Genomic DNA, 24,940 nt, shown 5'->3' on the forward strand with positions numbered 1-24,940 from the left:
GTGACCTCCGCCGCGCCGCTGCCCGGTCCGGCGACCGAGCGGGAGACGGCCGACCCGGAGCAGGGACGGCTCCCGGAGGGGTATCGCGCGGGCTCGGCCGGCCTGCGCTCCGCCTCGGTCGCGGTGTTCCTCGCCGGCCTCGCGGTGTTCGCGATGCTCTACGAGCCGCAGGTGCTGCTGCCGGAGCTGACCCGGGCGTTCGGGGTGGGCCCGGAGGCGGCGACGCTGGCGGTGTCCGTGGCGACGGCCGGCCTGGCGCTGGGGCTGCTCGTGCTGGGGCCGGTCTCCGACCGCCGCGGGCGGACGACGATCCTGCGCGCCAGCCTGGTGGCCTCGGTGCTGCTGGCGGCGCTGCTCGCCGTGGTGCAGTCCTGGGAGCTGCTGCTCGTGGTCCGCGCCCTCCAGGGGTTCGCGCTGGCCGGGCTGCCGGCGGTCTGCGTCGCCTACCTGCGGGAGGAGTTGCACCCGTCGGTGTCCTCGCGGGGGATCGGCCTGTACGTCGGCGGCACGGCGATCGGCGGGCTGTCGGGGCGGGTCCTCGGGGGCTTCCTGGCCGACCTGGGCGGCTGGCGGACGACGATGGCCGGCATCGCGGTCCTCGCCGCTGCCTGTGTCGCGGCGGTGTGGGTGCTGCTCCCGGCCTCGCGCCGGTTCCGGCCGGTCCCGCGCACCGGGCGGCTCCTCCGGCAGCTGGCCGCGGCGTTCACCGATCCGGTGCTGGTCGGTCTGTACGCGGTCGCGGCGCTGCTGATGGGTGGGTTCGTGGCGGTCTACAACGCGGCCACGTTCCGGCTGGAGGAGGCGCCGTACGCCCTGGCGCCCTCGGTCGCGGGGCTGGTGTTCCTCGCCTACCTGCTGGGGTCGGTGAGTTCCCCGGCGGCAGGCGCGCTGGCCGACCGGTGGAGCCCGCGGCGGGTCGTGCCGCTCGCCGCGGCGGTCATGCTCGGCGGGGTCCTGCTGACGCTGGTCGCACCGCTGTCCCTGTTCGTCGTCGGGCTGTGCGTGCTCACGACCGGCTTCTTCGCCGCCCACGGCGTCGCCAGCTCCTGGGTGGCCACGCGGGCGGCGTACGGAGGCCGGGCGGTCGGACAGGCCGCCTCGCTGTACGCGTTCTGGTACTACGTCGGCTCGTCGGTGGGCGGCACGGTGGCGGGGCGGGCCTGGGCCACGGGCGGCTGGCCGTCGGTGGTGTGGCTGGCCGGGGGGACGAGCGCCGCGGCCCTCGTGCTGACCGTCGTCCTCGGCCGCACCCGGGCGCTCGCCCCGTCGGACCGCTAGTCGGTCGCCGAGTGCGGCTCGTCGCCGGCCGGGTCCGCGTCGTCGGAGCCGACGGCCTGCCGCTCCTGCTCGGTGCGGTGCTGCAGCGCGTCGTCGTTGGGGCGGTCGTAGCCGCCGGCGTGCTGGGACCGGTCGCGCGGCACCGATTCCTGGGGGTCGATGACGTCGTCGAGCGTCGGCTCGTCAGGGGTGCTCATCGCGGTCCTCCGCTCTCTCTCCGGATGTGTCCACGGGGAGCCATAGCCCGGCGTCGCGACCGGTAACCGTGCACCGGGCCTCACCGCTGCTCCAGCGCGGCCGCGGGGAGCCAGGCCTCCATGAGCACCGAGCCCGCCGGGCCGGCCACGGTGAACGCCACCCGGCCGTGCCATCCGTCGTCGGTCTGCCGCCACTCGACCAGCAGGCCGGGCCAGACGCCGGGAGCACCGGGCGGGTCGTGCACCCAGCAGTGCCGGCCGCGGCCGTCGGCCCGTCGCACCACCGGCGGCGGTGGGGGCAGGTCGCGGACGTCGGGCGGCGGGGACGGTGGCGCGGCGGAGGCGGTCGCCTGCGGGAAGGGGGCGTCCCAGTCCTCCCCGGCCGCGGGCACGCCGGAACTGGCGGCGCGCTCGCCGAGCGACCGTCCCGTCCGTCCCCGCTGCATGCCCCCGGCCACGGATGGAGTCTGGCACGGCGCTCGAACACGTGTTCGGTCGACACGGCCGCATCTGCTCGATCGGACGGGCCGCCGTAGGGAGGCGTTGTCCCTCCAGCGGCCGTTCGCAGAAGAGTCGTGGCCGGTCTGGGGACAACGCTGAGGGCGCCGAGTGGTTCTCGGGCGCGCTCGGGCTCTGCCCAGAAATGCTGGGCAGAGCCCGAGCGTCCGCGGAGGACGGTCCCGGCTCAGGCCGGGGAGCCGCCCGAGACGCCGTCGGCCAGGGTGCGGGCCACCGTCTGCAGCAGCTCGTGCTGCGGGAGGTCGTCCACGAGCACCGGCAGCGGCAGCGACCAGTTCGGCCGGTCGGCGGCGCCGGGCATGTTCGGCCGGCGCTCGTCGGCGACGGCGTCCTCCAGGGTGGCCGACAGCAGCAGCGACGGGGCGGTCGCCAGGGCCTCGTGCGCCTTGCGCACCGCCGTCTCCGGCTTCGCCTTCTTCTTGACCCCGCGCAGCCGGCCGAGCAGCTCGGTGCGTCCGCGCTCGAGCTCCTCGTCGGTGCCCGTGCCGTGCTCGCGCTGCTCGGCGATGTCCGCACCGGTCCACAGCCCGGCGACCGTCGGCAGGTCGTGCGTGCTGATCGCGGCCATCGCCTCTGTCGGCCAGGTCGCCGGTTCGTCGTCCTCGAACCACAGCAGCCGGTAGCTGAGCACGCCGTGCTCGGCCATGGCCTCGCGTACGCCGTCCTCGACGGTGCCCAGGTCCTCGCCGACCACGAGGGCCTGCGCCCGATGACTCTCCAGCGCGACGATGCCGAGCAGGTCCTCGGCCGGGTAGCGCACGTACGCGCCGTCGGCGGCTCCACCACTGACTCCCGGGCCCGCCGACGGGACCCACCACAGCCGGAACAGGCCCATGACGTGGTCGATCCGCAACCCGCCCGCGCCGGCCATCGTGGCCCGGATGGACTCGATGAACGGCTCGTAGTCCGCCGCGCGCAGCCGCCAGGGCACCAGCGGCGGGGAGCCCCAGTCCTGGCCCTGCGAGTTGAAGGCGTCCGGCGGAGCACCGACGCTCACGCCCTGCGCGAGGACGTCCTGCCAGGTCCAGGCGTCGGCGCCGCCACCGGCGACGCCGATCGGCAGGTCCTGGATGACGGTCATGCCCTCGGTCGCGCGCTCGAGCTGCAGCTGCAGGCACCACTGCAGCCAGGCGTGGAAGGCGACGTCGCGCTCGTGGTCGGCGACGAACCGGCCGACCTCCTCGCTGCGCGGGTCGCGCAGGGCCTCGGGCCAGGTGTGCCAGTCGGGGCCGTGCTCGTCGGCGATCGCGCACCAGGTGGCCCAGTCCTGCAGCTTCTGCCCCTGGTGCCACCACCAGTCGGGGAACGCCTGGTCGTCGCGGCCGGTGGCGTCGAACACGCGCCGGAGCACCGCGCGCTTGCGGGCCCAGACCGCGTCCCGGTCGATCAGCTCGCCGTCGGACAGCGCCCGCCCGGCGTCCTCGTCGAGCTCGACGGCGTGCGCACCGGGCACCTCGCTCACCCGCAGGTAGATCGGGTTCCGGAAGCGGCGGGTCGCCGGCAGGTAGGGGCTGGCCTCCTGCTCCGGCGTCGGGGCGACGGCGTGCAGCGGGTTGATGAGCACGAAGCCGGCGCCCTGGGCGGCGGCCATCTCGCGGATCGAGCGCAGGTCGGCGAGGTCGCCGATGCCCCAGCTGGCCCGGCTCCGGGCGGCGTACAGCTGCACCGCCCAGCCCCACGTCCGGTCCGGCAGCCAGCACCGGCCGGGGGTGACGATCAGCCGCCGCCGGTGCCCGCCGGGAGCCTGGATCCAGTGGTAGCCCAGCGGGAAGTCGTCGTCGAGCTCGCCGTCGACGTGCCGGGTGGAGCCGTCCTCGAGGGTCACCTCGGCCTCGTCCAGCTCCAGCACGTCGCCGGGGAGGGCCACGATCGGCGCCCGTTCGTCCAGGTCGTCGGGAGGCGTGCCGATCACCTCCCGCAGCCGGTCGATGGTGGCCTGGGGGACCGTGTGCTCCTCGTCGAGGGCGTCGAGCCAGCTGGCGTCGATGCCCCACTCGTCGGTCGTCGCGGTGCGTGTCACCCCCCGATCCTCACCGGCCACCGGGCGCCGCGCAGTGCAAGCCGGACGTGGTGCCGGTCTCGGTCGGCCGCATCAGCGCCGCGGCCGGGCCCGGGTCGTGGGAGCGGCCGACGCCGGGTCCTCCGGCCAGGGGTGGCGGGGGTAGCGGCCGCGGAGCTCGCTGCGGACGGCGGTATAGCCGGTGACCCAGAAGCCGGCGAGGTCGGCCGTGGTGGCGACGACGCGCTGGGCGGGGGAGAGCAGCTGCAGGCGCAGCGGACGGCCGGCGACCTGCGGCGTCTGCGCCCAGCCGAACACCTCCTGCACCCGCACGGAGAGCGTGGGCACGGCCGGATCGGTGTAGTCGACGCGGATCCGGGAGCCGGTCGGGACGGTCACCGAGTCCGGGACGACGGCATCGAGGTCGCCGGCCAGCTGCCAGGGCACCAGCGCCCGCAGCGCCGCGACGACGTCCACGCGGGCGAGGCCGGCCCGGCTGCGGGCAGCGGAGACGTCGATCGCGGCGAGGAGGGCCTCGTCGTCGACGGCGGGCCACGGCGCCCCGAGGCCGGCGTGCGCCGCGGCGAGGCGCTCGCGGAGCCGTCGCGCCGCCGGTGTCCAGGTCAGCACGCCGAGGCCGTCGGCCCGCAGGCCCTCGGCGACCGCGGCCGCCACGGCGGCGGGATCCGGATCACGCAGCGGCCGCTCGGACAGCACGACGGCGCCCAGCCGCTCGACGCGCGCGCTGTGCACCGTCCCGTTGCGCCACGACACCTCGTCGTCCTCGACGTGCAGCGGGCCGCCGGCCTCCAGCGCGGTCGCCTCGTCGATGGCGACGGCCGAGCGCACCCGCGCGTCCCGCCGGCCGGGGGACCGGTCGGCGACGGCGATCGCCAGCCACGGCGCCCCCGTCAGCGCCGTGCCGGGAGCCAGCTCTGCGCCCGTGCCGCCGGTCATCAGGTAGGTCGCCGTGCCGCCCGGCCGCCGCCGCGCCAGCCGCTCCGGATGGGCCAGGCCGACCACCAGCCCGGCCGCGGTGTCGTCGGGCAGCCGCTCGCCGGGCCGGGGGACGGCGTCGTCCGCCGCACGCTCGAGACGGGCCACCTCCTCGCGCCAGCGGGCGGTCGCCGGCCGGTCGGACCCTGACCTCAGGGCCCGCCAGGTCGCGACCAGGTCGTCGCTGCGGGAGGGGAGGTCCGCCGACAGCAGCGCGACCACCTCGGCCGCGCGGCGGCGCCCCACCAGCGGCGCGCCGTCCAGCAGCGCCCGGGCCAGCCGGGGGTGCACCCCCACGGCGGTGAGCGCCCGTCCGCGGGGAGTCGCCCGGCCGTCGTCGTCCACCGCGCCGAGGCCCTGCAGCGTCTGTCCGGCGACGAGCAGCGAAGCCGTCGGTGGACGGTCGAGCAGTGCGAGGCCGGCGCCGCCGGGCGCTCCCCAGCAGGCGAGCTCCAGCGCGAAGGCGGTGAGGTCGGCGACGGCCACCTCGGGCTCGTCGTGCGCGGGGAGCCGGTCCTGCTCGGCGGAGGTCCAGCAGCGGTAGACCGCCCCGGGCCCCTCCCGGCCGGCGCGGCCGGCCCGCTGGGTGACCGCGGCCCGCGAGGCCCGCACGGTGACCAGGGCCCCGAGGCCGCGCGCCAGGTCAGCCCGGGGTCCGCGCGCGAGCCCGGCGTCGACGACGACGCGGACGCCGGGCACGGTCAGGCTGCTCTCCGCGAGCGCGGTGGCCAGCACGACGCGGCGGCGGGGGCCGGCCCGCAGGGCGGCGTCCTGCGCGGCGGCCGGCAGCCGGCCGTGCAGCGGCAGCACGTCGGCGTCGATCCCGCTCAGGAGGCCGGTCACCGTGCCGATCTCGCCGGCGCCGGGCAGGAACACCAGGACGTCGCCGGTCCGCTCGGCCAGTGCCCGGCGGACGGTCGCGGCCACGTGCGCCAGCAGCCGCGGGTCGACCCGCAGGCCGTGCGGGGGGTCGACCGGTGCCCTCGGCGGCGCCCACACCACGTCGACGTCGTGCAGGGCCCCGTGCGCCTCGACGACCGGGGCCGGGCCGTCGTCCGCGCCCAGGAGCGTCGCCAGCCGGTCGGCCTGGGCGGTCGCCGACATGGCGACCAGTTGCAGGTCCGGGCGGAGCGCCTCGTGCACGTCGAGGCCGAAGGCCAGCGCCAGGTCGGTGTCGAGGTGCCGCTCGTGGCACTCGTCGAGCACCACCGCGGCCACCCCGGGCAGCTCCGGGTCGGCCTGGAGGCGGCGCACGAGCAGGCCGGTGGTGACGACCTCGACCCGGGTGGCGGCGCTGCGCCGGCTGTCGCCACGGACGCTGTAGCCGACCCGCTGCCCCACGGGTTCGCCCAGCAGCGTGGCCATGCGGGTGGCAGCGGCGCGGGCGGCCACCCGGCGCGGCTCGGCGACGAGGACCCGTCCGGGCAGGCGGTCGGCCAGGGCCAGCGGGACGAGCGTGGTCTTCCCGGTCCCGGGCGGCGCCACCAGGACGGCGGAGCCCCGTGCGTCCAGCGCGTCGGCGAGCGCCGGGAGCGCGGAGCGGACGGGGAGGTCGGTCCCCGGCGTCCCGGGCGGTGGCAGCACGGGCCCAGTCTCCCGTGCGAGCGGTGATGCAGGACTGCGTCACCTCCACACGGGTAGGCAGCCCCCATGACCGTCATCGGGTTCCACAACTCGCACGAGCAGGTCCACCCGCGCGAGCTCCTGGCGGCCGTCCGGCACGCTGAGGACGTCGGCTTCACCGCGGCCATGTGCTCCGACCACCTGACCCCCTGGAACCCGCGCCAGGGGGAGTCCGGCTTCGCCTGGTCCTGGCTGGGGGCGGCGATGGCGACGACGAGCCTGCCGTTCGGGGCGGTCAACGCCCCCGGGCAGCGGTACCACCCGGTCATCGTCGCCCAGGCGATCGCCACCCTCGGCGCGATGTTCCCCGGCCGGTTCTGGGTGGCACTGGGCAGCGGCGAGGCGATGAACGAGCACGTCACCGGCGACCCGTGGCCGCGCAAGGAGCTGCGCGACGCCCGGCTGCGCGAGTGCGTCGACGTCATCCGCGCGCTGCTTGCCGGCGAGGAGGTCAGCCACGACGGCCTGGTGAAGGTCGACCGGGCCAAGGTCCACACACTGGCCGACCCGCAGCCGGCGCTGATCGCCCCCGCGGTCAGCGTGGAGACCGCCCGCCGCGGCGCCGACTGGGCCGACGGGCTGGTCACCATCAACCAGCCGCACGACAAGCTGCGGCAGATGATCGCCGCCTACCGGGACGCCGGGGGCCGCGGCAAGCTCGTCCTGCAGGTGCACGTCTCCTACGACCCGGACCCGGAGCGGGCGCTGGGGATCGCCCACGACCAGTGGCGCAGCAACGTCTTCCCGCCCCCGCTGTGCTGGGACCTCGACAGCCCCGAGGCGTTCGAGCAGGCCAGTGCGCACGTGACGCCGGAAGCGGTGACCGGTGCCGTGCGGGTGTCGTCCGACCTCGCGCAGCACGCCGCGTGGATCGCCGAGTACGTCGAGCTGGGCTTCGAGGAGGTCTACCTGCACCACGTCGGCGTCGAGCAGACGGCCTTCCTCGACGCCTTCGGCGAGCACGTGCTGCCCCAGCTCGGGGTCACCGCACCCGCCCCGGCGCAGGCGATCGACCCGGCCGGCCCCGAGGGTCCGTGGCGGCCCAGGCAGGAACCGCTGCAGTCCTCGATGGCCTGACCACCACCCACTCCTGAGCAGAGGGAGCACGAGCATGCGCATCACCGACACGAGCGACCTCTGGTGGAAGACGGCCGTCGTCTACTGCCTCGACGTCGAGACCTACATGGACTGGAACGGCGACGGCTGCGGTGACTTCGCCGGCCTGGCCCAGCGGATCGACCACCTCGCCGACCTCGGCGTCACCTGCCTGTGGCTGATGCCCTTCTACCCGACCGCCGAGCGCGACGACGGCTACGACATCACCGACTTCTACGGCGTCGACCCGCGGCTGGGCACCCACGGCGACCTGGTCGAGGTGATCCGCACCGCGAAGGACCGCGGGATGCGGGTGATCGCCGACCTCGTCGTCAACCACACCTCGGTCAAGCACCCCTGGTTCCGCTCGGCCCGCGCGTCCAAGGACTCCCCGTACCGCGACTTCTACGTCTGGCGCGCGGACCCGCCGCCGGACACCAAGGGCGACGTCGTCTTCCCCGACCAGGAGGACAGCACCTGGCAGCTGGAGGAGAAGACGGGGGAGTGGTACCTGCACAAGTTCTACAAGGAGCAGCCCGACCTCAACGTGGCGAACCCGCTGGTCCGCGACGAGATCGCCAAGGTCATCGGCTTCTGGCTGCAGCTGGGCCTGGACGGCTTCCGCGTGGACGCCGTCCCGTTCCTGCTGGAGACCTCCGGGATCGACGAGCAGGAGGTCGCCGACTTCCAGGACCCGCACCAGTACCTCCGGGCGCTGCGCGCGCTGATCAGCAGGCGCGCCGAGGCGGCGGTGCTGCTCGGCGAGGTCAACCTGCCGCACGAGGAGCAGCAGCAGTTCTTCGGCGGGGTGGACGGCGACGAGCTGACCATGCAGTTCGACTTCATCGCGATGCAGGCGATGTACCTGTCGCTGGCCCGCTGCGACGCGGCCCCGCTGGTCGACGCGCTGACCTCGCGCCCGCAGGTCTCCCCGGACAACCAGTGGGGGATGTTCGTCCGCAACCACGACGAGCTCACCCTGGACAAGCTGAGCGACGAGGAGCGCCAGGAGGTCTTCGCCGCCTTCGGGCCCGAGGAGCGGATGCAGGTCTACGGCCGCGGCCTCACGCGGCGGCTGCCCCCGATGCTCGACGGCGACCCGCGGCGGGTGCGGATGGTCTACAGCCTGATGTTCTCCCTGCCCGGGACCCCGGTGCTCTTCTACGGTGAGGAGATCGGCATGGGGGAGAACCTCGCCGCCGAGGGCCGGCTCGCGGTGCGCACGCCGATGCAGTGGACGGCGGGGCGCAACGGCGGCTTCTCCACCGCCGCCCCCTCGAAGCTGCCCGGCCCGGTCGTCGACGGCGGCTTCGCGCCCGAGTACGTCAACGTCGCCGACCAGCGCCGCGACCCGGACTCGCTGCTGTCGTTCATGCGGTTGCTCATCCGCCGCTACCGCGAGTCCCCGGAGCTCGGGTGGGGCACCTACGAGGTGCTCGGCCAGCCGCACCCCCAGGTGCTGGCCAGTCTCTCCACCTGGGATGACGGTGCACTGATCGCCGTCCACAACCTCGGCCCCGAACCGCGGACGGTGCCGCTCACGCTGTCGGGCTGCGACTCCACGCACCGCCTGGAGGACCTCCTGGTCACGCAGAGCACCGCGATCGCCGACGACGGCTCCGTGGAGCTGCCGCTGGACGGCTACGGCTGCCGCTGGCTGCGGGTGGTCGCCCAGGAGAGCCGCCGGCTGCTCTAGTCGACGTGTCGAGGAGTCACCTCGTCGACACGGTGAGGTGCCGACACGGCGAGATGTCGACACACGCCGCGGAGGTCCCAGCCGTGTCGGTGGCCCGGCCTAGCGTCGCGGCGATGTCCGAGCCCACCGCACCCCCCGTCCAGGCCCGTCCGATGCAGGAGACGGGCCCCATCCCGCCGTACTTCGGCCCGATGGGCCGCAGCGCGCAGAGCCCCGCGCAGGAGCCCGCCCAGGCTCCTGCGCCGCGAGCTGCCGACGGCGACGCCGACACGGCCGAGGCGCCCGCCGTGCCCGCCGGCGCGACCGCCGTCGGGGCGTCCGACGAGAGCCCCACGCTCGTCGAGCCGGCCGTCCCGGCGCCCGGCGGGGATCCGGCGGAGAGCCCCGTCGCCGCCTGGGCGCTGACCGGCGACGGCCTCACCGGGCCGGACGACGTGCCCCCGCCCGGCACCTTCCCGACCACGCCGGTCAGCAGCCGGCCGACCGTGCGCGCCCGCCGGCGCGACCCGATGACCCGCATGGGTCCCTGGGCCCCGGCCGCGGGCGGCCTCCTCGGGCTGGTCGCCGGCATCGTCGTCGCGGTGGTCCTCGCCGGCCAGGCCGACGTCTTCAGCGAGGGGCTGGCGCTGGTCTTCCTCGTCATCGGGCTGTCGATGCTCGGCGCGGCCGGCGCGCTGCTGGCCGACGAGGTGCGGCTGGTCCGCCGCGGCGCCCGCGAGGCCGCCGTCCGGCCGGCCTGGGTGGAGGCGACCGCGGGGCTGCTGAACGGACTCACGCCGGCGCGGCTGCTCCTGGCCACCAGCGCGTTCGTGCTGTTCCTGGCCGCCTACGTCGGACGCTGAGCGGCCCCGGGCCGGGGCGGTCGCCCGCCGTCAGTCCAGCGCCTTCGGGTCCATCCGTCCGGACACCAGGTCGGCGGCGACGTCGTCGACCACCCGTCCGGTGGCGAAGGCGTGCGCCCGCAGCACCGCCAACGCGGCGACGACGTCGAGGCCCAGCGCCACGCTGGTGAGCCCGGTGGCCTGCCAGACCGAGTTGCGCGAGCGGGCGTCGGGGGAGTCCCACCACCGCGGGCCCTCCTCGCCGTCGCTGGCGCGCACCAGTTCCTCGGTGAGGACGTCGACGACGGCTGCCACGTCCTCGCGCGGCACCTGCGTCAGCCGCGCCACCTCACCGGCGTAGAGGTCGAGGACCACCGTCGGGCCCAGCGGCGGGGCCAGCGGGAGGGACAGGACCGCCTGGAACGGCGTGGCGCCGATCAGCGAGGCGTGCAACTCCGGCCAGTTGCGGGCGATGGCGTCGAGGTCGAAGGCGATCGCCTGACCGGTGTCGTGCGCGCGCAGGCACGGCCCGTCGCCGTGGGTGAACTGCAGCCGCTCGGCGAGCGAGGTGAGCTCGTCGCTGGCCCCGACCGGCGTCCGGAGACCGGCGCCCTCGTGGATGCTGAGGCCGGCGCCGTCGACGGGCAGCGCCTGCGCGGCGGCCCTGGCCAGACGGGTGGGCAGCATCTCCGGCCCGGACAGCTCCTCCGGCACGGGGGCCTGCAGGGCGTCGAGGAACCGCTTCTCGGGGTCGTCCGTCGCCTGGTGGGAGTTGTCCGTCGTCACCGTGCTGCCTCCTCTGCCGGACCGCCCGGCTCCTGCATCCTGCCCGGACGGAGCATCAGCCGAACGCCTGGACCCCCAGGTAGGCGGCGAGGCCGAGCCCGGCGACCGCGATGACCCGCCGCAGCGCCGCCGGCGGGCTGCGGCGCACCACCCGGGGCCCGAGCAGCCCGCCGGCGAACAGCCCGACCGCCAGGGGCAGCGCGGCCGACCAGGCGACGTCGGCCAGGACGACGTACCCGAGCGCCGCCACCGCGTTGGCCACGCCCAGGACGGCGTTCTTCATCGCGTTCCCCCGCGGGAGACCCTCGCCGGTCGCCAGCAGCAGGGTCGCGAGCAGCAGCACCCCGGCCGCGGCACCGAAGTAGCCGCCGTAGATCCCGACGCCGAACACCGCGGCGGGCAGCCAGCGCGGGTCGCCGTGCGCGCCGGCGTGGAGGGCGGCGCCCTCGGCCGCGAGCTCCCGGGGCGGACGCTGGACCAGGATCGCGCCGGACGCCGCCGCGATGAGGAACGGCACGATCCGCTCGAACGCGTCCGACGGGGTGGACAGCAGCAGCGCCGCGCCGGCTCCGCCCCCGAGCACCGCGGCGGCCAGCAGCGGCCGCAGCCGGCGGCCCTGCCCGCGCAGCTCCGGCCGGGAGGCGCTGACCGAGCCGACGCTGTTGAGGACCAGCGCGACGGTGTTGGTCACGTTCGCCGTCACCGGCGGGAGGCCGGTCGCCAGCAGCGCGGGGTAGCTGATCAGCGAGGCGAGCCCGGCGATGCTGCCGGTGAGCCCCGCGCCGACCCCGGCGACGACGAGGAGGCACCACTCCAGCGGGCTCATCGGCGCAGCAGCACCACGATCGCCACGCAGCCCAGCACCACGATCGCCACCCGCAGGACCGTCGGGGGCAGCCGCCGGCCGAACTTCCCGCCGAGGTAGCCGCCGAACACCGAGCCGGCCGCGATCAAGCCGGCCGCGGCCCAGTCGACCCGGTCGCTGGCGACGACGATGTAGGCCAGTGCCGCGACCGCGTTGACCGCGGAGGTCAGCACGTTCTTGATCGCGTTCAGCCGCTGCAGGGGCTCGGGGAGCAGCAGGCCGAAGACGCCGATCTGCAGGATCCCCTGGCTGGCGGCGAAGTAGCCGCCGTAGGTGCCGGTGCCGTAGGCCCCGGCCAGCAGCGCGGCCCGCCGCCCGCCGCTCAGCCGCACCGGGCCGGTCTGCCCCGCGGCGGCGCGCCGGCGGGCGATGGACCGCTGCAGCCACGGCTGGGTGGCCACCAGGACGACGGCCAGCCCGACCAGCACCGGCACGATCGTCTCGAACGCCTCGGCCGGCAGGTGCAGGAGTAGGAAGGCGCCGGTCACCGCACCGAGCACGGAGGCCGGCAGGAGCAGCATCAGCAGCCGGCGCTGACCGGAGAGCTCACGGCGGTAGCCGATGGCTCCGGCGACGTTGCCCGGCACCAGCCCGAGGCTGTTGGACACGCTCGCGGTCACCGGCGGCAGCCCGACGGCGAGCAGCACCGGGAACGTCACCAGGGTCCCCGAGCCGACGACGGCGTTGATCCCGCCGGCCGCCAGCCCCGCCGCGGCGACCGCGACCATCTCCCACGGCGTCACCGGCTCACGGTGTCACAGGCCGTTCGGGCAGCCGGGCACGCGGGGCCGACGTCCCCCCTGCCTTGCTCGTGCTCTGCCCAGCCCTGTGGGCAGAGCACGAGCAGGCCCGGCCACGTGCCCGACGGCCGCGTTCGTGCTCTGCCCCGTCCGGATGGGCAGAGCACGAGCGCCCGGGAGGGGAACGGGCCGGTCGGTGGCAGTCGGGTCAGTCGCGGCGGCCGGCGTCGACGATCCGCAGGACCAGCGCGCCCTCCTCGTCGGAGGCGGCGAGGTCGACCTCGGCGTCGATGCCCCAGTCGTGGTTGCCGTCCGGGTCGTCGAGGATCTGCCGCACCTTCCAGACGCCGGGCGTCTCCTTGTCCCAGATGAGCAGCGCGGGGCCGCGGGCGTCGGCGCCGGTGCCGAGCTCGGCGTGCTCGGCGAAGTAGGCCTGCACGACCTCGCCCCAGCGGTCGGCGTCCCACCCGGAGCCGGCGTCGAGCTCGCCGAGGTCGTACCAGCGGCGCCGTCCCCACAGCTGCACGCGGTGGAACAGCGCGTTGCGGATCATCGCGGTGAACGCCCGCTCGTTGCCGGTGAGCGGCCGCGGCCGGGCCGGGACGGCGACCGGCTGGTCCAGGGGCTGATCCGGATCGGTGAGCGACTCCCACTCGTCCAGCAGCGACGAGTCGACCTGGCGGACCAGCTCGCCCAGCCACTCCACGAGGTCGGTGACCTCCTCGGTGCGCGCGGCCGCCGGGACCCCCGACCGCAGCGCCTTGAACGCGTCGGAGAGGTACCGCAGCGCCGCGCCCTCCGACCGCGTGAGCCCGTAGGTGTTGACCAGCTCCCGGAAGGTCATCGCCCGCTCCCACATGTCGCGGACGACCGACTTCGGCGACAGGTGGGCGTCCCTGGCCCACGGGTTGGTCCGCGTGTAGACCTCGAACGCGTGCCCGAGCAGCTCCTCGAGCGGCTTGGGGTAGCTGATCTCCTCGAGCAGCTCCATCCGCTCGTCGTACTCGATGCCCTCGGCCTTCATCTGCGCGACGGCCTCGCCCTTGGCCTTGTTCAGCTGCGCGGCGAGGATCTGCCGGGGGTCGTCGAGGGTGGCCTCGATGACGCTGACGACGTCGAGGGGATAGGTGTCGGACTCGGCGTCCAGCAGCTCGATCGCGGCGAGGGCGAAGGTCGACAGCGGCTGGTTGAGCGCGAAGTCCTCGGGCAGGTCGAGGGTGAGGTCGTAGCGACGTCCGTCCGGCTCGGGCTCGTCGAGCCGCTCGAGGACGCCGGCCTGCAGCAGCGACCGGGCGATGCCGACGGCCTCGCGGATCAGCCTGAGCTGCTTGGGGCGCGGCTCGTGGTTCTCCGTCAGCAGCCGGCGCATGGCGACGAACGGGTTCCCCGGCCGGTCGACCACGTCGAGGACCATCGCCGTGGTCACCCGCATGTGGCTGCTCAGCTTCTCGGGTTCGCCCTCGACCAGCCGGGTCATCGTCGACTCGCTCCACGGCACCATGCCGTCGGGGACCTTCTTGCGCACCAGCTTGCGGCGTTTCTTCGGGTCGTCGGCGACCTTGGCGAACTGCTTGAGGTTCTCCACCTCGTGCTCGGGCGCCTGGACGACGACCGTGCCTGCGGTGTCGTAGCCCGCGCGCCCGGCCCGGCCGGCGATCTGGTGGAACTCGCGGACCTGGAGCAGCCGGCTGCGGGTGCCGTCGTACTTGCTCAGCGCGGAGAAGACGACGGTGCGGATCGGCACGTTGATGCCGACGCCGAGGGTGTCGGTGCCGCAGATGACCTTGAGCAGCCCGGCCTGCGCGAGCTGCTCCACCAGCCGCCGGTACTTCGGCAGCATCCCCGCGTGGTGGACACCGATGCCGTGGCGGACCAGCCGGCTGAGGGTCGTGCCGAAGGCGGAGGAGAAGCGGAACCCGCCGATCATGTCGGCGATCGCGGCCTTCTCCTCCTTGGTGGCCACGTTCACGCTCATCAGCGCCTGCGCCCGCTCGAGCGCCGAGGCCTGGGTGAAGTGGACGACGTAGACCGGCGCCTGCTTGGTGTCCAGCAGCTCCTGGATGGTCTCGTGCATCGGCGTCGTCGCGTAGTAGTGGTGCAGCGGGACCGGTCGCTGGGCGCTGGCCACCAGGGCGGTGGGCCGGCCGGTGCGCCGGGAGAGGTCCTCGCGGAGGTCCGTCGTGTCGCCGAGGGTGGCGCTCATCAGCAGGAACTGCGCCTTCGGCAGCTCCAGCAGCGGCACCTGCCAGGCCCAGCCGCGGTCGGGGTCGCCGTAGAAGTGGAACTCGTCCATGACCACCAGGCCGACGTCGGCGTCGGCGCCCTCGCGCAGCGCGATGTTGGCGAGGATCTCGGCGGTGCAGGCGATGATCGGCGCGTCCCGGTTCACGGCCGCGTCGCCGGTGAGCATGCCGACGTTGGCCGCGCCGAACACGCCGCAGAGCGCGAAGAACTTCTCGCTGACCAGGGCCTTGATCGGCGCCGTGTAGTAGCTGCGCCGGCCGCCGGCCAGCGCCGCGTACTGCGCGCCGGTCGCCACCAGGGACTTGCCCGACCCCGTGGGCGTGGAGAGGACGACGTTCGCGCCGCTGAGCAGCTCGATCAGCGCCTCCTCCTGCGCCGGGTAGAGCGTCGTCCCGCCGGCCTCGGCCCAGGCGGCGAAGGCGGTGAACAGCTCGTCGGCGTCGGCTCCGCGCGCCCGGAGCGAGGAGAGGTCGGCGGGGTCGTCGAGCAGGGGCGGGGCGGTGCTGCTGGGGGAGAGGGCCTCGGTCATCGTGGGGAACAGCGTGCCGGACGCGCCGTCCCTTCCCGCGCAGGCGCCCTCCCGGCCGCCTTCGGTCACGACTCGGTCACATCACCTCCCGAGATGTGTCAGGTGAACCGACTAAGGTCAGAAGGTGAACAACAGGTGAACGAGAGGCGGACGCGAGATGCGCGTTGAGGAACGACCGCTGGTCAGGTGGGTGCCCGTCGTCGACAAGGCGGGGCACCGGCACATGGAGATGCGCTGGGAGCTGCCGACGGCGGCCCAGCAGCAGGAGCACCGCGCGGCCTGACGCGCGCAGCACGAACGGGAACCGGCCGGGCACCAGCCCGGCCGGTTCCGTGCTGTCCGGGGTAGTCCGGGAACGGCGCGGGTAGGCGCGTCGGCGAGGCAGCGGGGGAGCAGCTCCCCGCGCCGCACGCCGTACGCAGCAGGAGGAACCCGTGTCGTCACCGCGCCCCGACTCCCAGCCCGAGCAGCAGCAGACCCCGCCCGGGACCCTGGGCGAGATGGACCCGAAGCCCGACCACGGCGAGGAGAGCTACACCGGCTCCGGGAAGCTCACCGGCAAGGCCGCCGTGATCACCGGCGGCGACAGCGGCATCGGTCGGGCGGTCGCGATCGCGTTCGCGCGCGAGGGCGCCGACGTCCTCATCGCCTACCTCTCCGAGCACGAGGACGCGCAGGACACCGCGAAGTACGTGGAGCAGGCCGGGCGGAAGTGCGTGCTGGTGCCCGGCGACCTCGCCGACCGGGCGCACGCGAAGACGATCATCCCGAAGGCCGTCGAGGAGTTCGGCAAGGTCGACGTCCTGGTCAACAACGCGGCCTTCCAGATGACCCACGAGTCGCTGGAGGAGATCCCGGACGAGGAGTGGGACCACACGCTCGCCACGAACCTCACCGCGATGTTCGTGCTCTGCAAGGACGCGATCCCGCACATGCCCTCGGGCGGCTCGATCATCAACTCGTCGTCGGTCAACTCCGACATGCCGAGCCCGCAGCTGGCCCCGTACGCGATGACCAAGGCCGGCATCGCCAACTTCACCGCGAGCCTGGCGCAGATGTACGCCGAGAAGGGCATCCGCGCCAACAGCGTCGCGCCGGGCCCGGTGTGGACGCCGCTGATCCCCTCGACCATGCCGCCGGAGAAGGTGGAGAGCTTCGGCCAGCAGGTGCCGCTCGGTCGCGCGGCCCAGCCCGCGGAGCTCGCGCCGGTGTACGTGCTGCTGGCCAGCGACGAGGCGTCCTACGTCTCCGGCGCGCGCGTCGCCGTCACCGGCGGCAACCCGATCCTCTGAGGCTTTCCGGAGTGCCAGGAGCGAGGTTTCCTCGCTTCTGGCACTCCGGTCAGTGCAGCGCGGCGGCGAGCCGGCGGATGTCGGACGGGCCGATCCGGCAGCAGCCCCCGACCAGCCGGGCGCCCGCGGCCACCCAGCTCGGGACGGCGGCCGGGTCGACGCCGCCGGTACCGGTCCACCGCCGCGCCGTCGCGTCCCAGCCCTCGCCGCTGTTCGGGTAGACGACGACGGGCCGCCCGCTGGTCGCCGCCGCGGCCACCCCGGCCCGGACGTCCGCCGGGGCGGTGCAGTTGACGCCGACGGCGAGGACCACGTCGACGTCGGCTGCCATCGCGAAGACGTCCGCCGCGAGCTCGCCCCGCCGGGCCCGGGCCAGCCCGGCAGCGTCGCGCACGGTGGTGAGCGACAACCAGACCGGGACGCCGAGGTCCTCGGCCTCGATCAGCAGCGCCTCGGCCTCCGCCGCCGCCGGGATCGTCTCGAGCGCCAGGACGTCGGCCCCCGCCTCGGCCAGCGCCGCCATCCGCGGCCGGTGGAACTCCCGAAGCGCCCGGACGCCGACCTCGTCCACGTACGCGCCGGTGTACTCGGACCCGTCGGCCAGCGCCGCGCCGTAGGGGCCGACGGAGCCTGCCACCCATGCTTCCGGTGCGCCCTCACGGGCGAGCTCCACCGACCGGCGGATCAGCGCCAGCGCGCCGGCCCGGTCCAGCCCGAACGCCGTCGCGAAGCCCTCGACCGAGGCCTGGTAGCTCGCCGTCGTCACCACCTGGGCGCCGGCGGCAGCGAAGGCGGCGTGCGCCGCGACGACCGCCGCGGGGTCGTCGCGCAGCAGCCGCGCCGACCACAGGGCCGAGGAGACGTCGTGCCCCTGCGCCTCGAGCTCGGTGGACAGGCCGCCGTCGAGGACGACGGGTCCGGCGGCGAGCGCGGCGGAGAGCGGCTGGGGAGGCACGGCACCCATCCTCCGCGCTGCGGACCCGCGGGGACCCTCTGACAATCGGTGCATGGTCTTCATCTGGAGCAGCGGTGGCGGCCGGCGCCGGCGGGGCGGCTACGGGCCCGGGTGGGGCCGCGGGTACGGACCTCCGCCGCGTGGATACGGCGGTGGCTACGGGCGGGGCTACGGTCCGCCGCCCGGCTACGGGTACGGGCGCGGCCGGAGCAACGACTCCTGCCTGCGCGACCTGCTGTTCCTGAACACCGGCTGCTGCCTGGCCAACGCCATCGGCTGCGGCATGGAGATGGTCTACCTGGCCCCGACGACGGCGCGGCACGTCCACCGGGCGGGCGCGGGTCGTGGTCGGCTCGCCGACCGGCTGGTGGCTGCGGTCCGCGTCTACCAGCGCGAGGTGAGCCCGAAGCGGGCGCCGTGCTGCCAGTTCACGCCCTCCTGCTCGGCCTACGCGGTCGAGGCGCTGGAGACGCACGGGGCCGGGCGGGGCTCGTGGCTGACGCTGCGCCGGCTGGTCCGCTGCCGGCCGGGTGCCGCCGGGGGAGCAGACCCCGTGCCCGCCGCCGCCTGAGAAGTCGGTTGCCTCCCCGGTGAGAATGTCCGGGTGCCCGCTTCCGACGACGCCGCCGGTGACCTCGCGGTCACCGGCTCCCTCGTCGTCCCCGCGGGCGATCTGCGCTGGCGGTTCTCCCGCTCGTCCGGGCCGGGCGGTCAGGGGGTCAACACCGCCGATTCCCGGGTGGAGCTGTCGGTCGTACCGCTCGAGCTGCCCGGGCTGACCGACCCCCAGCGGGCCCGGCTGGCCGAGCGGCTGGCCCCGCGGCTGGTCGACGGCGTGCTGACCGTCGTGGCGTCGGAGCACCGGCAGCAGCTGCGCAACCGGCAGGCCGCCCGGGAGCTCATGGCCGCCGTCCTCCGGGCCGCCCTCGCCCCGCCACCGCCGGCCCGCCGCCGCACCAAGCCGACCCGAGGTTCGCAGGAGCGGCGGATCGCGGCCAAGAAGCAGCGCGGCGAGCTCAAGCGCCGCCGCAACACCTGGGACTGAGAACGAGCCGTCGGCCTCACACCGAGGCCGGCGCGCTGACCGCCCCCTGGGTCTGCGTCAGCTGCGCGCGCAGCTGTGCGATCGGGAGGTAGGCGCGCAGCGCGGTGATGGAGCCGCCCGCGACGTCGTAGGCCATGGCGTACGGCGCCCGGACATCGCGGCCACTCGCGGGCAGGCCCTGCCACGTGCCCACCTGCCGACCGGCGAAGACGGCCTCGAGCAGGGCCACGCCGTCGCCGGTCACCAGGGAGACCAGTTCCGGGTGCGCCTCGAAGGAGCGGCTGTGCATCTCCACGATGAGGTCCCGCACCGCATCTCGCCCCCGGACCTGCTCTCCGGTCTCCATGGTCGTCCAGACGACGTCCGGGGCGAACATCGCGGCGAAGTCCCGGCCGTTCAGCAGGGCGTCGAGGTACCGGTCCATGACCTCGCTGGTCTCGGTCATCGCTCTCCCTCTCCATGAGGTTGCTCCGACCGCGACCACGGTCCTCCGGGCCGAGCTCGCCCGGCCAGGGACCTGCGCCCCTGCGGCGGACCCGCGGGGCTCAGCCCGTCTCGCCGGGCGGGCCGCCGAAGGAGACCTCGTTCCCGTCCGGGTCGCGGAAGGTCGCGTGCCGGACGCCGTTCTCGTACACCTCGCGCACGGCCGGCTCCAGCCCCCGCCGGACGATGGCCGCAAGCCGCTGTTCGAAGTCCTCGACGAACAGCGTCACCATCCCGCCGCCCGCGGTGGCCGGCCGGACGTCGACGTAGAGGTAGCCGTGCTCGCGGAGCTCCCACACGGCCTCGGTGTCGTTCGGGAAGAAGGCGGGCTCGGCCCCCAGCAGCTGGGTGAACCAGGCGATCGAGCGCGCACGGTCGCGCACCGGGAGGCCGGCGAAGAGGTCCATGGTCACGACCGCCGCGCCTGCAGGTGCACCGTCACCGTCTCCCCGGCCGCGCTCTTGCCGATCGCGGTGCAGATCGCGGCGCGCAGCGGCAGCCAGTGCGGACCCGTGCCCGACGGCATGAGCGTCGCCTCGAACGGGTGCCCGTCGGCCGTGCCGGTCACCTTGACCGCGCGCCGGGTGCCGAGCAGCTCCCCGGAGTCCGGCACGGTCAGGTACGTGGGATAAGCGCCGTCCTTCTCGATGGGCGCGGTGAAGGTGACGTCCAGAGGAGTGCTCATGCCTCCTCAGACCCCGAGGGCGGCGGCAACTCATCGCGGCGCCCGCGCAGGAAGACCGCCTCCCGCTCGTTCGCGACCGACGCCAGGGCCGCGTCGTACGCCGCGGCCGCCTCGGCGGTGCGGCCGAGCCGGCGCAGCAGGTCGGCACGGACGGCGGGCAGCAGGTGCGACCGCAGCTCCACGCCTTCCAGCGCGGCCAGCCCGGCCGCGGGGCCGTCGACCTCCGCCACCGCGACCGCCCGGTTGAGCGCCACGACCGGCGTCGGGGCGAGCGCCATGAGGTGGTCGTAGAGGACGACGACCTGGCGCCAGTCCGTGTCGGCCGCGGTCCGGGCGTCCGCGTGCACGGCCTGGATCGCCGCCTGCACCTGGTAGGGCCCGGGCGCGCCTCGGCGCAGGCAGCGGCGCACCAGGTCCTGCCCCTCGGCGATCAGCGCGCCGTCCCACAGCTCGCGATCCTGCACGGAAAGCGGCACCAGCTCGCCGTCCGGGGAGAGCCGCGCCGGCCGCCGTGACTCGGTCAGCAGCATCAGCGCCAGCAGGCCCAGGGCCTCGGGCTCGTCGGGCATCAGCTCGACCATCGCCCGCCCCAGCCGGATGGCCTCGGCGCACAGGTCGGTGCGGACCAGCCGGTCACCGGCGCTGGCCGTGTGGCCCTCGGTGAACACCAGGTAGACGACGGCGAGCACGCCGGCCAGCCGGTCGGGGAGGTCGGCCTCGGCCGGCACCCGGTAGGGGATCCGGGCGTCGCGGATCTTCGCCTTGGCCCGCACGAGCCGCTGGGCCATCGTCGGCTCGGGGACGAGGAACGCCGCGGCGATCTCGGGAGTGGTCAGCCCACCGACGAGACGCAGGGTCAGCGCGACCCGGGCGGCGGGCGCCAGCGCGGGGTGGCAGCAGGTGAAGAGCATGCGGAGCCGGTCGTCCCTCACGGCACCCTCCTCGGGCGGGGGGCCCGGCTCGGCGAGCAGGGCCGCCTGGGCGTGCCGGGCATCGCGGGTCGCCTCGCGGCGCTTCCGGTCGATCGCCCGGTTGCGGGCGGTGGTGACGATCCAGCCGGCCGGGCTGGGGGGCACCCCGTCGGCCGGCCACCGCTGCAGCGCGGTGACGAAGGCGTCCTGGACCGCCTCCTCGGCGGTGTCGATGTCGCCGAGGAGGCGGGTCAGGACGGCGACCGCGCGGCCGTACGCCTCGCGGAAGACGTCCTCGATCGAGGTCATCGAGGAGCGGCCCTCACTCCCCGCCGTCGGCCACCGGCCGCACCTCGATGGGCAGCGTGCTGGCGCGGGCGATCTTCCGGGCCCAGAAGAGGGCGGCGTCGAGGTCGGCTGCGTCGATGAGGGTGAAGCCCCCGATGTGCTCCTTGGCCTCGACGAACGGGCCGTCGGTGACGAGGACGTCGTCCCCCTGCGGCGTCAGGACCGTGGCGGACGAGGCCGGGTGCAGCCCGGCGGCGAACACCCAGACGCCGGCGGCGCGCATCTCCTCGTTGACCGCGGCGATGTCGCGCATGATCGGCTCGAGGAACTCCGGCGGCGGCGGGGCGTCGCCGTCGGGCTGGATGAGGTTGAGCAGGTACTGGGCCACGGTGGTCTCCCCGGCGTCCGGCGGGCGGCTGGTCCGCCCGCTCACCCCCTGTACGAACGGCCTCAGCCGGATTCGACACCCGTCGCCGGGGGACGCACCAGCACCCACACCGGCAGCTCGTCGTCGGCGGTGTGCAGCGAGGCGGCCACGTCGAAGCCGGAGCCGCGCAGGAACCGGACCCCGGCCCAGGTGTAGACGGAGGTGGCGGCCGGCACGCCGTCGGCGTCGCAGCGGTCCAGCGCGGGGCCGAGGACCGCGCGGCCCAGGCCCTTGCGGCGTGCCGACGGGCGGGTGCCGAGGTGGTCCAGCCACCAGTGCGCTCCGGCCGGGCGGGCGGCGTCGACGATCTCCCGGGTACGGGCGACCCGGCCCGCGTGCGAGGCGGACAGCACGGGCAGCTCGCGGTCCAGCGCCGCCCGCACGTCCGCGGGCATCGGCGTCGTCCCCGGGGCGCCCGGTGGGGGAGTCCAGGTGGCGACGGCGGTGACGTCCTCGGTCACCCAGGCCGTCCCGGTGGAGACCCCGCGGTGCCCGCCGGACAGCTCGTGCCAGCGGGTCAGCCGCTGGATCCGGCCGTCCTCGGGCAGCGCCCAGCGGGTCCAGCGGGAGTCGGCCAGGGCCACGGTCAGGGTGGCCGCGATCCGGGGGACGTCGCGCTGCTCGGCCGGCCGCACGGAGGGCGCACCCACCCGGACGACGGTGGGGACGTCGCTCACCCCGGCATCAGACCACGACGCCCCGACGGCGGCGCTTCTGCGGTATTCCTCGCCCTCTTGCGGCGCTGCAGCACCGCAGGCGCACGAGGAACACCGCAAGAGCCGGAAGGGCCCCACTCCGGCGAAGAGTGAGGCCCTTCCGGACGTCGATGGCTCAGACGGTCGCGTCGAAGCCGGCGCGGTCGACCTTGCGGTGGTACCGGGTGCCGAGACGGCCACCCAGGATGGCGCCCAGCAGCGTGGCCACGAGGACGGCGGCCAGGGCGATGATCCCGCCGGTGGTGCCGGTGCCCTCGTCGATCGGGATGCGCGGGAGGTCCAGCCGCTCGAGCACGTTGTACTCGTTGCCGAAGACCAGTCCGGCGACGGCGAGCGCGGCGACGACCAGCAGCCCGATCAGCCAGACGGCCAGCCCCTGCCGGAACCCGTCGAACCGGGACATCCGCCCGGCCACGTAGCCGCCGGCGAGGTAGGCGAGGAAGAGGATGACGACGAGGGCGATGCCGCCGCCCAGGCCGATCGTGGTGGCCTCGTCCGTGGCCTCGTCGGCGCTGTTCACGCCCTGGGTGAGCCCGATCGCCACCCCCGCGGCCGCGACCAGCGCGATCAGGATGACGGCCAGGCCGTTGGCCGACAGCCAGCCGAAGAACGCCGCGCCCCACTTGATGCCGCCGAAGCGGGCGTGCTGGGCGTCGACGGCGTCCCGCGCGACGCCGCGGGTCACCCGTGCCCCGCCGGTGGGAGCGGTGGTGGTGCCGGTCGTGCCGGTCGCGCCGGCGTCCGGTGCGGTGCTGCTGCTCATGGTGCCTCCGCTGGTGGGGCGGTCAGGGGACGGGGGAGTGCCCGGGAGCCGGCCGCGGGATGCGCGGCCGGCTCCAGGGTCACCCGTTCGGGATCAGCGGCGACGGGTGGTCTCGTCGGCGTCGAGCTCGATCTGCTCCTTGCGCACCGTCTCGCTGACCGTCTCCTGGTCGGCGACGGTGTCGACGTCCAGCCGGACACGCTCGACCGGCACGGCCTCCTTGGCGACGACGGGGCGCTCGGCGTGCAGCGTGACCTCGTGCTCCTCCTCGGAGATCGCCGGGCCGTCGAGCGCGTTGCCGACGTTGGCGTCGGTGATGGGCTCCCGCTCGACGCGGATCTCCTCGTGCGAGACCGGCACGGTCTCGGTGACGTTCTCGCTCACCACGTACTTCCGCAGCCGCGCGACGCCGGTCTCCACCCGCTGGGTGCCGACCTCGAGCCGCTCCTCCGACCGCGTCATCGCGTCGTCGGTGGTCGGGCCGGAGGTGTCGTGGCCGACGGTGCCGCGCGTCGTGTCGGTGATCGCCCCGCCGGTGGTCGAGTAGCCGGTCGTGTCGTCGGTGAGCTCGGGGCCGCGCGCGGTGCCGACCGCGGCGGCGATCTCCTGGGTGCCACCGATGCCGTAGTGGCGGTACAGGTCGGCCTCGTCCTCGGGGGAGAGGTGGCCCTCGACGTCGTGGTGCGGCGAGTTGCTGACCTGGTCCTTGCCGTACGGCAGACGCAGCTCGCCGCCGGAGAGCTCGGCCTCGGCCAGCGGCACGAAGGCCTCCTTGGTGCCGAACAGGCCGGTCTTGACCGTCGCCCACTCGGGGCGGCCGGTCGAGTCGTCGAGGTAGACCTCGCCGACGGTGCCGAGCTTGCCCTGGGGGCCGACGGCGGTGCTGCCGATGACGGTGCTGATCTGCTGCTCGCTGATCACGGGTTCTCCTCGGGAGGGTCGACTGAGAGGTGTCGGCAGGCCCCCGGGCCGGGTACACCGGGCGGGCCGCCACAGCAGTCCTGCCCGTGCCGTTTACGACGTAAACGTCCTAGTCGGGACGATCGGTGAAGCTCTCCGGATTGCGGGGGTTGCGCCCCTCACGCCGCACGACCTCGAGGCGTCCGAGCAGGTTCTCCAGCGCCTCTTCGAACTCCGCGGCCGACTCGTCCACGGACAGCAGCCCTTGGAGCCGGACCACGGTCGGGTACTCGCTCAGGTCCGGCGCGAACTCCGGGGGCTGGGCACCGGCGTCCTCGGCGTTCACCGCCACGCCCTTCTGCGAGACCTCCAGCAGCAGGTGGCCGAGCAGGAAGCTGCTGTAGGCGCGGTAGGCGGCGACGGCGGAGGCCTCGGAGAAGCCGCAGCTGGTCAGCGCGACGAGGAAGGACTCCACCCAGCGGAGGCTGCGCAGCGGCGGGCGCACCCAGGGAGCGGCCGGCGGGCGCGTCGCCACCAGCGGGAACACCTCGGGGTGGGCCAGGGCGATGCGCCGCACGCCGTGGGCCAGGCGCTGCAGGTAGTCCTGCCAGCCGTGCGCCGCCTCCAGGTGGACGTCGGGATCGCCGTAGAGCTCGTCGATGACGCTCTCCACGACGCCGTCGAGCAACTGCTCGCGCCCGGGGATGTAGCGGTAGAGGGCCATCGCCTCCACCCCCAGGTGGGCACCCAGCCGGCGCATGGTCAGGGCGCTGAGCCCCTGGGCGTCGATGTACTCGATCGCGGCGCCGAGGATCCGCCGGCGGTCCAGCGGGGCGCGCCCCGTGTCCGGGGGCCCGGCCGGGATCACGGCGGCCGCGCCGCCGCGGCCCTCGGGGGAGTCGGGGTCCACGCCCTCGGGATCCAGGCCCTCGGGATCCACGGGTGTCGGCACGGCACCTCCTGGTCCCCTCTGGCGGATGTTCTGCCTGCATCCTGCCCGTAGCGGTCCGCACCAGCCCCGGTGCCCCGGTGTGAGGCCGACGGAACGCATCGTTGACGCCGAGGCCGCCACCGGGAAACGACGGGC

Annotated in this window: 26 protein-coding genes; 8 read left to right on the forward strand and 18 right to left on the reverse strand. The window is 75.0% G+C overall.

All coding sequences use genetic code 11. The features are described 5' to 3' along the window. Positions 1 to 1,278, forward strand: a complete 1,278-nt coding sequence (locus N555_RS0105470; protein WP_231502607.1) for an MFS transporter — start codon at positions 1 to 3, stop codon at positions 1,276 to 1,278. On the opposite strand, the gene N555_RS0105475 is transcribed toward N555_RS0105470, so the two are convergent. From N555_RS0105475 to hrpB, 4 genes are all read right to left on the reverse strand, one after another. Next, positions 1,275 to 1,475 (reverse strand): hypothetical protein, encoded by a 201-nt coding sequence (locus N555_RS0105475; RefSeq protein WP_029430488.1) that lies wholly within the window; start codon positions 1,473 to 1,475, stop codon positions 1,275 to 1,277. The two genes, N555_RS0105470 and N555_RS0105475, sit on opposite strands and share 4 nt — an antisense overlap. 80 nt (positions 1,476 to 1,555) lie before the next feature. Then, on the reverse strand, positions 1,556 to 1,933 hold the full coding sequence (locus tag N555_RS0105480) for a hypothetical protein (protein WP_231502608.1): 378 nt from the start codon (positions 1,931 to 1,933) through the stop codon (positions 1,556 to 1,558). A 227-nt stretch (positions 1,934 to 2,160) separates the two neighbouring features. After that, on the reverse strand, positions 2,161 to 4,014 hold the full coding sequence (gene malQ / locus N555_RS0105485; RefSeq protein WP_029430490.1) for a 4-alpha-glucanotransferase: 1,854 nt from the start codon (positions 4,012 to 4,014) through the stop codon (positions 2,161 to 2,163). A gap of 72 nt (positions 4,015 to 4,086) precedes the next feature. Next, positions 4,087 to 6,573: an ATP-dependent helicase HrpB gene (hrpB, locus tag N555_RS0105490; protein ID WP_029430491.1), complete on the reverse strand. Its 2,487-nt coding sequence runs from the start codon at positions 6,571 to 6,573 to the stop codon at positions 4,087 to 4,089. Positions 6,574 to 6,639: 66 nt separating this feature from the next. Between hrpB and N555_RS0105495 the strand changes: the two genes are divergently transcribed. From N555_RS0105495 to N555_RS28200, 3 genes are all read left to right on the forward strand, one after another. Then, positions 6,640 to 7,689, forward strand: a complete 1,050-nt coding sequence (locus tag N555_RS0105495; protein ID WP_034508922.1) for a TIGR03885 family FMN-dependent LLM class oxidoreductase — start codon at positions 6,640 to 6,642, stop codon at positions 7,687 to 7,689. Between the two features lie 34 nt (positions 7,690 to 7,723). Further along, on the forward strand, positions 7,724 to 9,403 hold the full coding sequence (locus N555_RS0105500; protein ID WP_029430493.1) for an alpha-amylase family protein: 1,680 nt from the start codon (positions 7,724 to 7,726) through the stop codon (positions 9,401 to 9,403). Positions 9,404 to 9,516: 113 nt separating this feature from the next. Next, on the forward strand, positions 9,517 to 10,245 hold the full coding sequence (locus N555_RS28200) for a hypothetical protein (protein WP_197028906.1): 729 nt from the start codon (positions 9,517 to 9,519) through the stop codon (positions 10,243 to 10,245). A gap of 30 nt (positions 10,246 to 10,275) precedes the next feature. On the opposite strand, the gene N555_RS0105510 is transcribed toward N555_RS28200, so the two are convergent. From N555_RS0105510 to N555_RS0105525, 4 genes are all read right to left on the reverse strand, one after another. Beyond that, on the reverse strand, positions 10,276 to 11,010 hold the full coding sequence (locus tag N555_RS0105510; protein ID WP_051683770.1) for an ANTAR domain-containing protein: 735 nt from the start codon (positions 11,008 to 11,010) through the stop codon (positions 10,276 to 10,278). Between the two features lie 55 nt (positions 11,011 to 11,065). Then, positions 11,066 to 11,836: a sulfite exporter TauE/SafE family protein gene (locus N555_RS0105515; protein ID WP_029430496.1), complete on the reverse strand. Its 771-nt coding sequence runs from the start codon at positions 11,834 to 11,836 to the stop codon at positions 11,066 to 11,068. Continuing rightward, entirely contained in the window at positions 11,833 to 12,618 is a 786-nt protein-coding gene (locus N555_RS0105520; protein ID WP_029430497.1) for a sulfite exporter TauE/SafE family protein, read from the reverse strand. Before N555_RS0105520 ends, N555_RS0105515 begins: the two co-directional genes overlap by 4 nt. A 205-nt stretch (positions 12,619 to 12,823) precedes the next feature. After that, a complete protein-coding gene (locus tag N555_RS0105525; protein ID WP_231502609.1) occupies positions 12,824 to 15,457 on the reverse strand; it encodes a DEAD/DEAH box helicase in 2,634 nt (877 codons plus the stop codon). An 88-nt stretch (positions 15,458 to 15,545) separates the two neighbouring features. Here N555_RS0105525 and N555_RS28925 point away from each other — a divergent pair, with 88 nt between their 5' ends. After that, the gene (locus N555_RS28925) at positions 15,546 to 15,671 is read left to right on the forward strand and encodes a hypothetical protein (protein WP_255347337.1); all 126 of its coding nucleotides are present in this window, start codon (positions 15,546 to 15,548) and stop codon (positions 15,669 to 15,671) included. 151 nt (positions 15,672 to 15,822) lie between these two features. Beyond that, complete coding sequence (locus N555_RS0105535; RefSeq protein WP_029430499.1) at positions 15,823 to 16,680, forward strand: SDR family oxidoreductase; 858 nt, start codon at positions 15,823 to 15,825, stop codon at positions 16,678 to 16,680. A 49-nt stretch (positions 16,681 to 16,729) separates the two neighbouring features. Here the strand turns inward: N555_RS0105535 and mmuM are convergent, their stop codons facing one another. Beyond that, a complete protein-coding gene (gene mmuM, locus N555_RS0105540) occupies positions 16,730 to 17,644 on the reverse strand; it encodes a homocysteine S-methyltransferase (protein WP_029430500.1) in 915 nt (304 codons plus the stop codon). A gap of 43 nt (positions 17,645 to 17,687) precedes the next feature. Here mmuM and yidD point away from each other — a divergent pair, with 43 nt between their 5' ends. Together yidD and arfB are read left to right on the forward strand one after the other, a co-directional pair. After that, positions 17,688 to 18,206 (forward strand): membrane protein insertion efficiency factor YidD, encoded by a 519-nt coding sequence (yidD, locus tag N555_RS27320; protein ID WP_029430501.1) that lies wholly within the window; start codon positions 17,688 to 17,690, stop codon positions 18,204 to 18,206. A 33-nt stretch (positions 18,207 to 18,239) separates the two neighbouring features. After that, positions 18,240 to 18,680 (forward strand): alternative ribosome rescue aminoacyl-tRNA hydrolase ArfB, encoded by a 441-nt coding sequence (gene arfB, locus N555_RS0105550; RefSeq protein ID WP_029430502.1) that lies wholly within the window; start codon positions 18,240 to 18,242, stop codon positions 18,678 to 18,680. 16 nt (positions 18,681 to 18,696) lie between these two features. On the opposite strand, the gene N555_RS0105555 is transcribed toward arfB, so the two are convergent. The 9 genes from N555_RS0105555 to N555_RS0105595 form a co-directional block, all read right to left on the reverse strand. Then, on the reverse strand, positions 18,697 to 19,125 hold the full coding sequence (locus tag N555_RS0105555) for a nuclear transport factor 2 family protein (RefSeq protein ID WP_029430503.1): 429 nt from the start codon (positions 19,123 to 19,125) through the stop codon (positions 18,697 to 18,699). 100 nt (positions 19,126 to 19,225) lie between these two features. Beyond that, entirely contained in the window at positions 19,226 to 19,576 is a 351-nt protein-coding gene (locus N555_RS0105560) for a VOC family protein (RefSeq protein ID WP_029430504.1), read from the reverse strand. After that, the gene (locus N555_RS0105565) at positions 19,573 to 19,848 is read right to left on the reverse strand and encodes a DUF1905 domain-containing protein (protein WP_029430505.1); all 276 of its coding nucleotides are present in this window, start codon (positions 19,846 to 19,848) and stop codon (positions 19,573 to 19,575) included. The genes N555_RS0105560 and N555_RS0105565 overlap by 4 nt, the downstream gene beginning before the upstream one ends. Next, positions 19,845 to 21,068, reverse strand: coding sequence for an RNA polymerase sigma factor (locus N555_RS0105570; protein ID WP_029430506.1), 1,224 nt, complete (start codon positions 21,066 to 21,068; stop codon positions 19,845 to 19,847). The genes N555_RS0105565 and N555_RS0105570 overlap by 4 nt, the downstream gene beginning before the upstream one ends. A 13-nt stretch (positions 21,069 to 21,081) precedes the next feature. Next, complete coding sequence (locus N555_RS0105575; protein ID WP_231502610.1) at positions 21,082 to 21,480, reverse strand: YciI family protein; 399 nt, start codon at positions 21,478 to 21,480, stop codon at positions 21,082 to 21,084. A gap of 17 nt (positions 21,481 to 21,497) precedes the next feature. After that, the gene (locus tag N555_RS0105580) at positions 21,498 to 22,151 is read right to left on the reverse strand and encodes a GNAT family N-acetyltransferase (protein ID WP_029430508.1); all 654 of its coding nucleotides are present in this window, start codon (positions 22,149 to 22,151) and stop codon (positions 21,498 to 21,500) included. Between the two features lie 154 nt (positions 22,152 to 22,305). After that, the gene (locus N555_RS0105585) at positions 22,306 to 22,953 is read right to left on the reverse strand and encodes a hypothetical protein (protein WP_029430509.1); all 648 of its coding nucleotides are present in this window, start codon (positions 22,951 to 22,953) and stop codon (positions 22,306 to 22,308) included. A gap of 93 nt (positions 22,954 to 23,046) precedes the next feature. Then, positions 23,047 to 23,874, reverse strand: a complete 828-nt coding sequence (locus N555_RS0105590; RefSeq protein WP_029430510.1) for a DUF2382 domain-containing protein — start codon at positions 23,872 to 23,874, stop codon at positions 23,047 to 23,049. A 109-nt stretch (positions 23,875 to 23,983) separates the two neighbouring features. Then, positions 23,984 to 24,805 carry a TetR/AcrR family transcriptional regulator gene (locus tag N555_RS0105595; RefSeq protein ID WP_231502611.1) on the reverse strand — a complete coding sequence of 274 codons (822 nt, stop codon included), beginning with the start codon at positions 24,803 to 24,805 and terminating at the stop codon, positions 23,984 to 23,986. Between the last annotated feature and the right edge of the window lie 135 nt (positions 24,806 to 24,940).

The sequence above is a fragment of the Blastococcus sp. URHD0036 genome, from assembly GCF_000701365.1.
Taxonomy (GTDB): Bacteria; Actinomycetota; Actinomycetes; order Mycobacteriales; family Geodermatophilaceae; genus Trujillonella.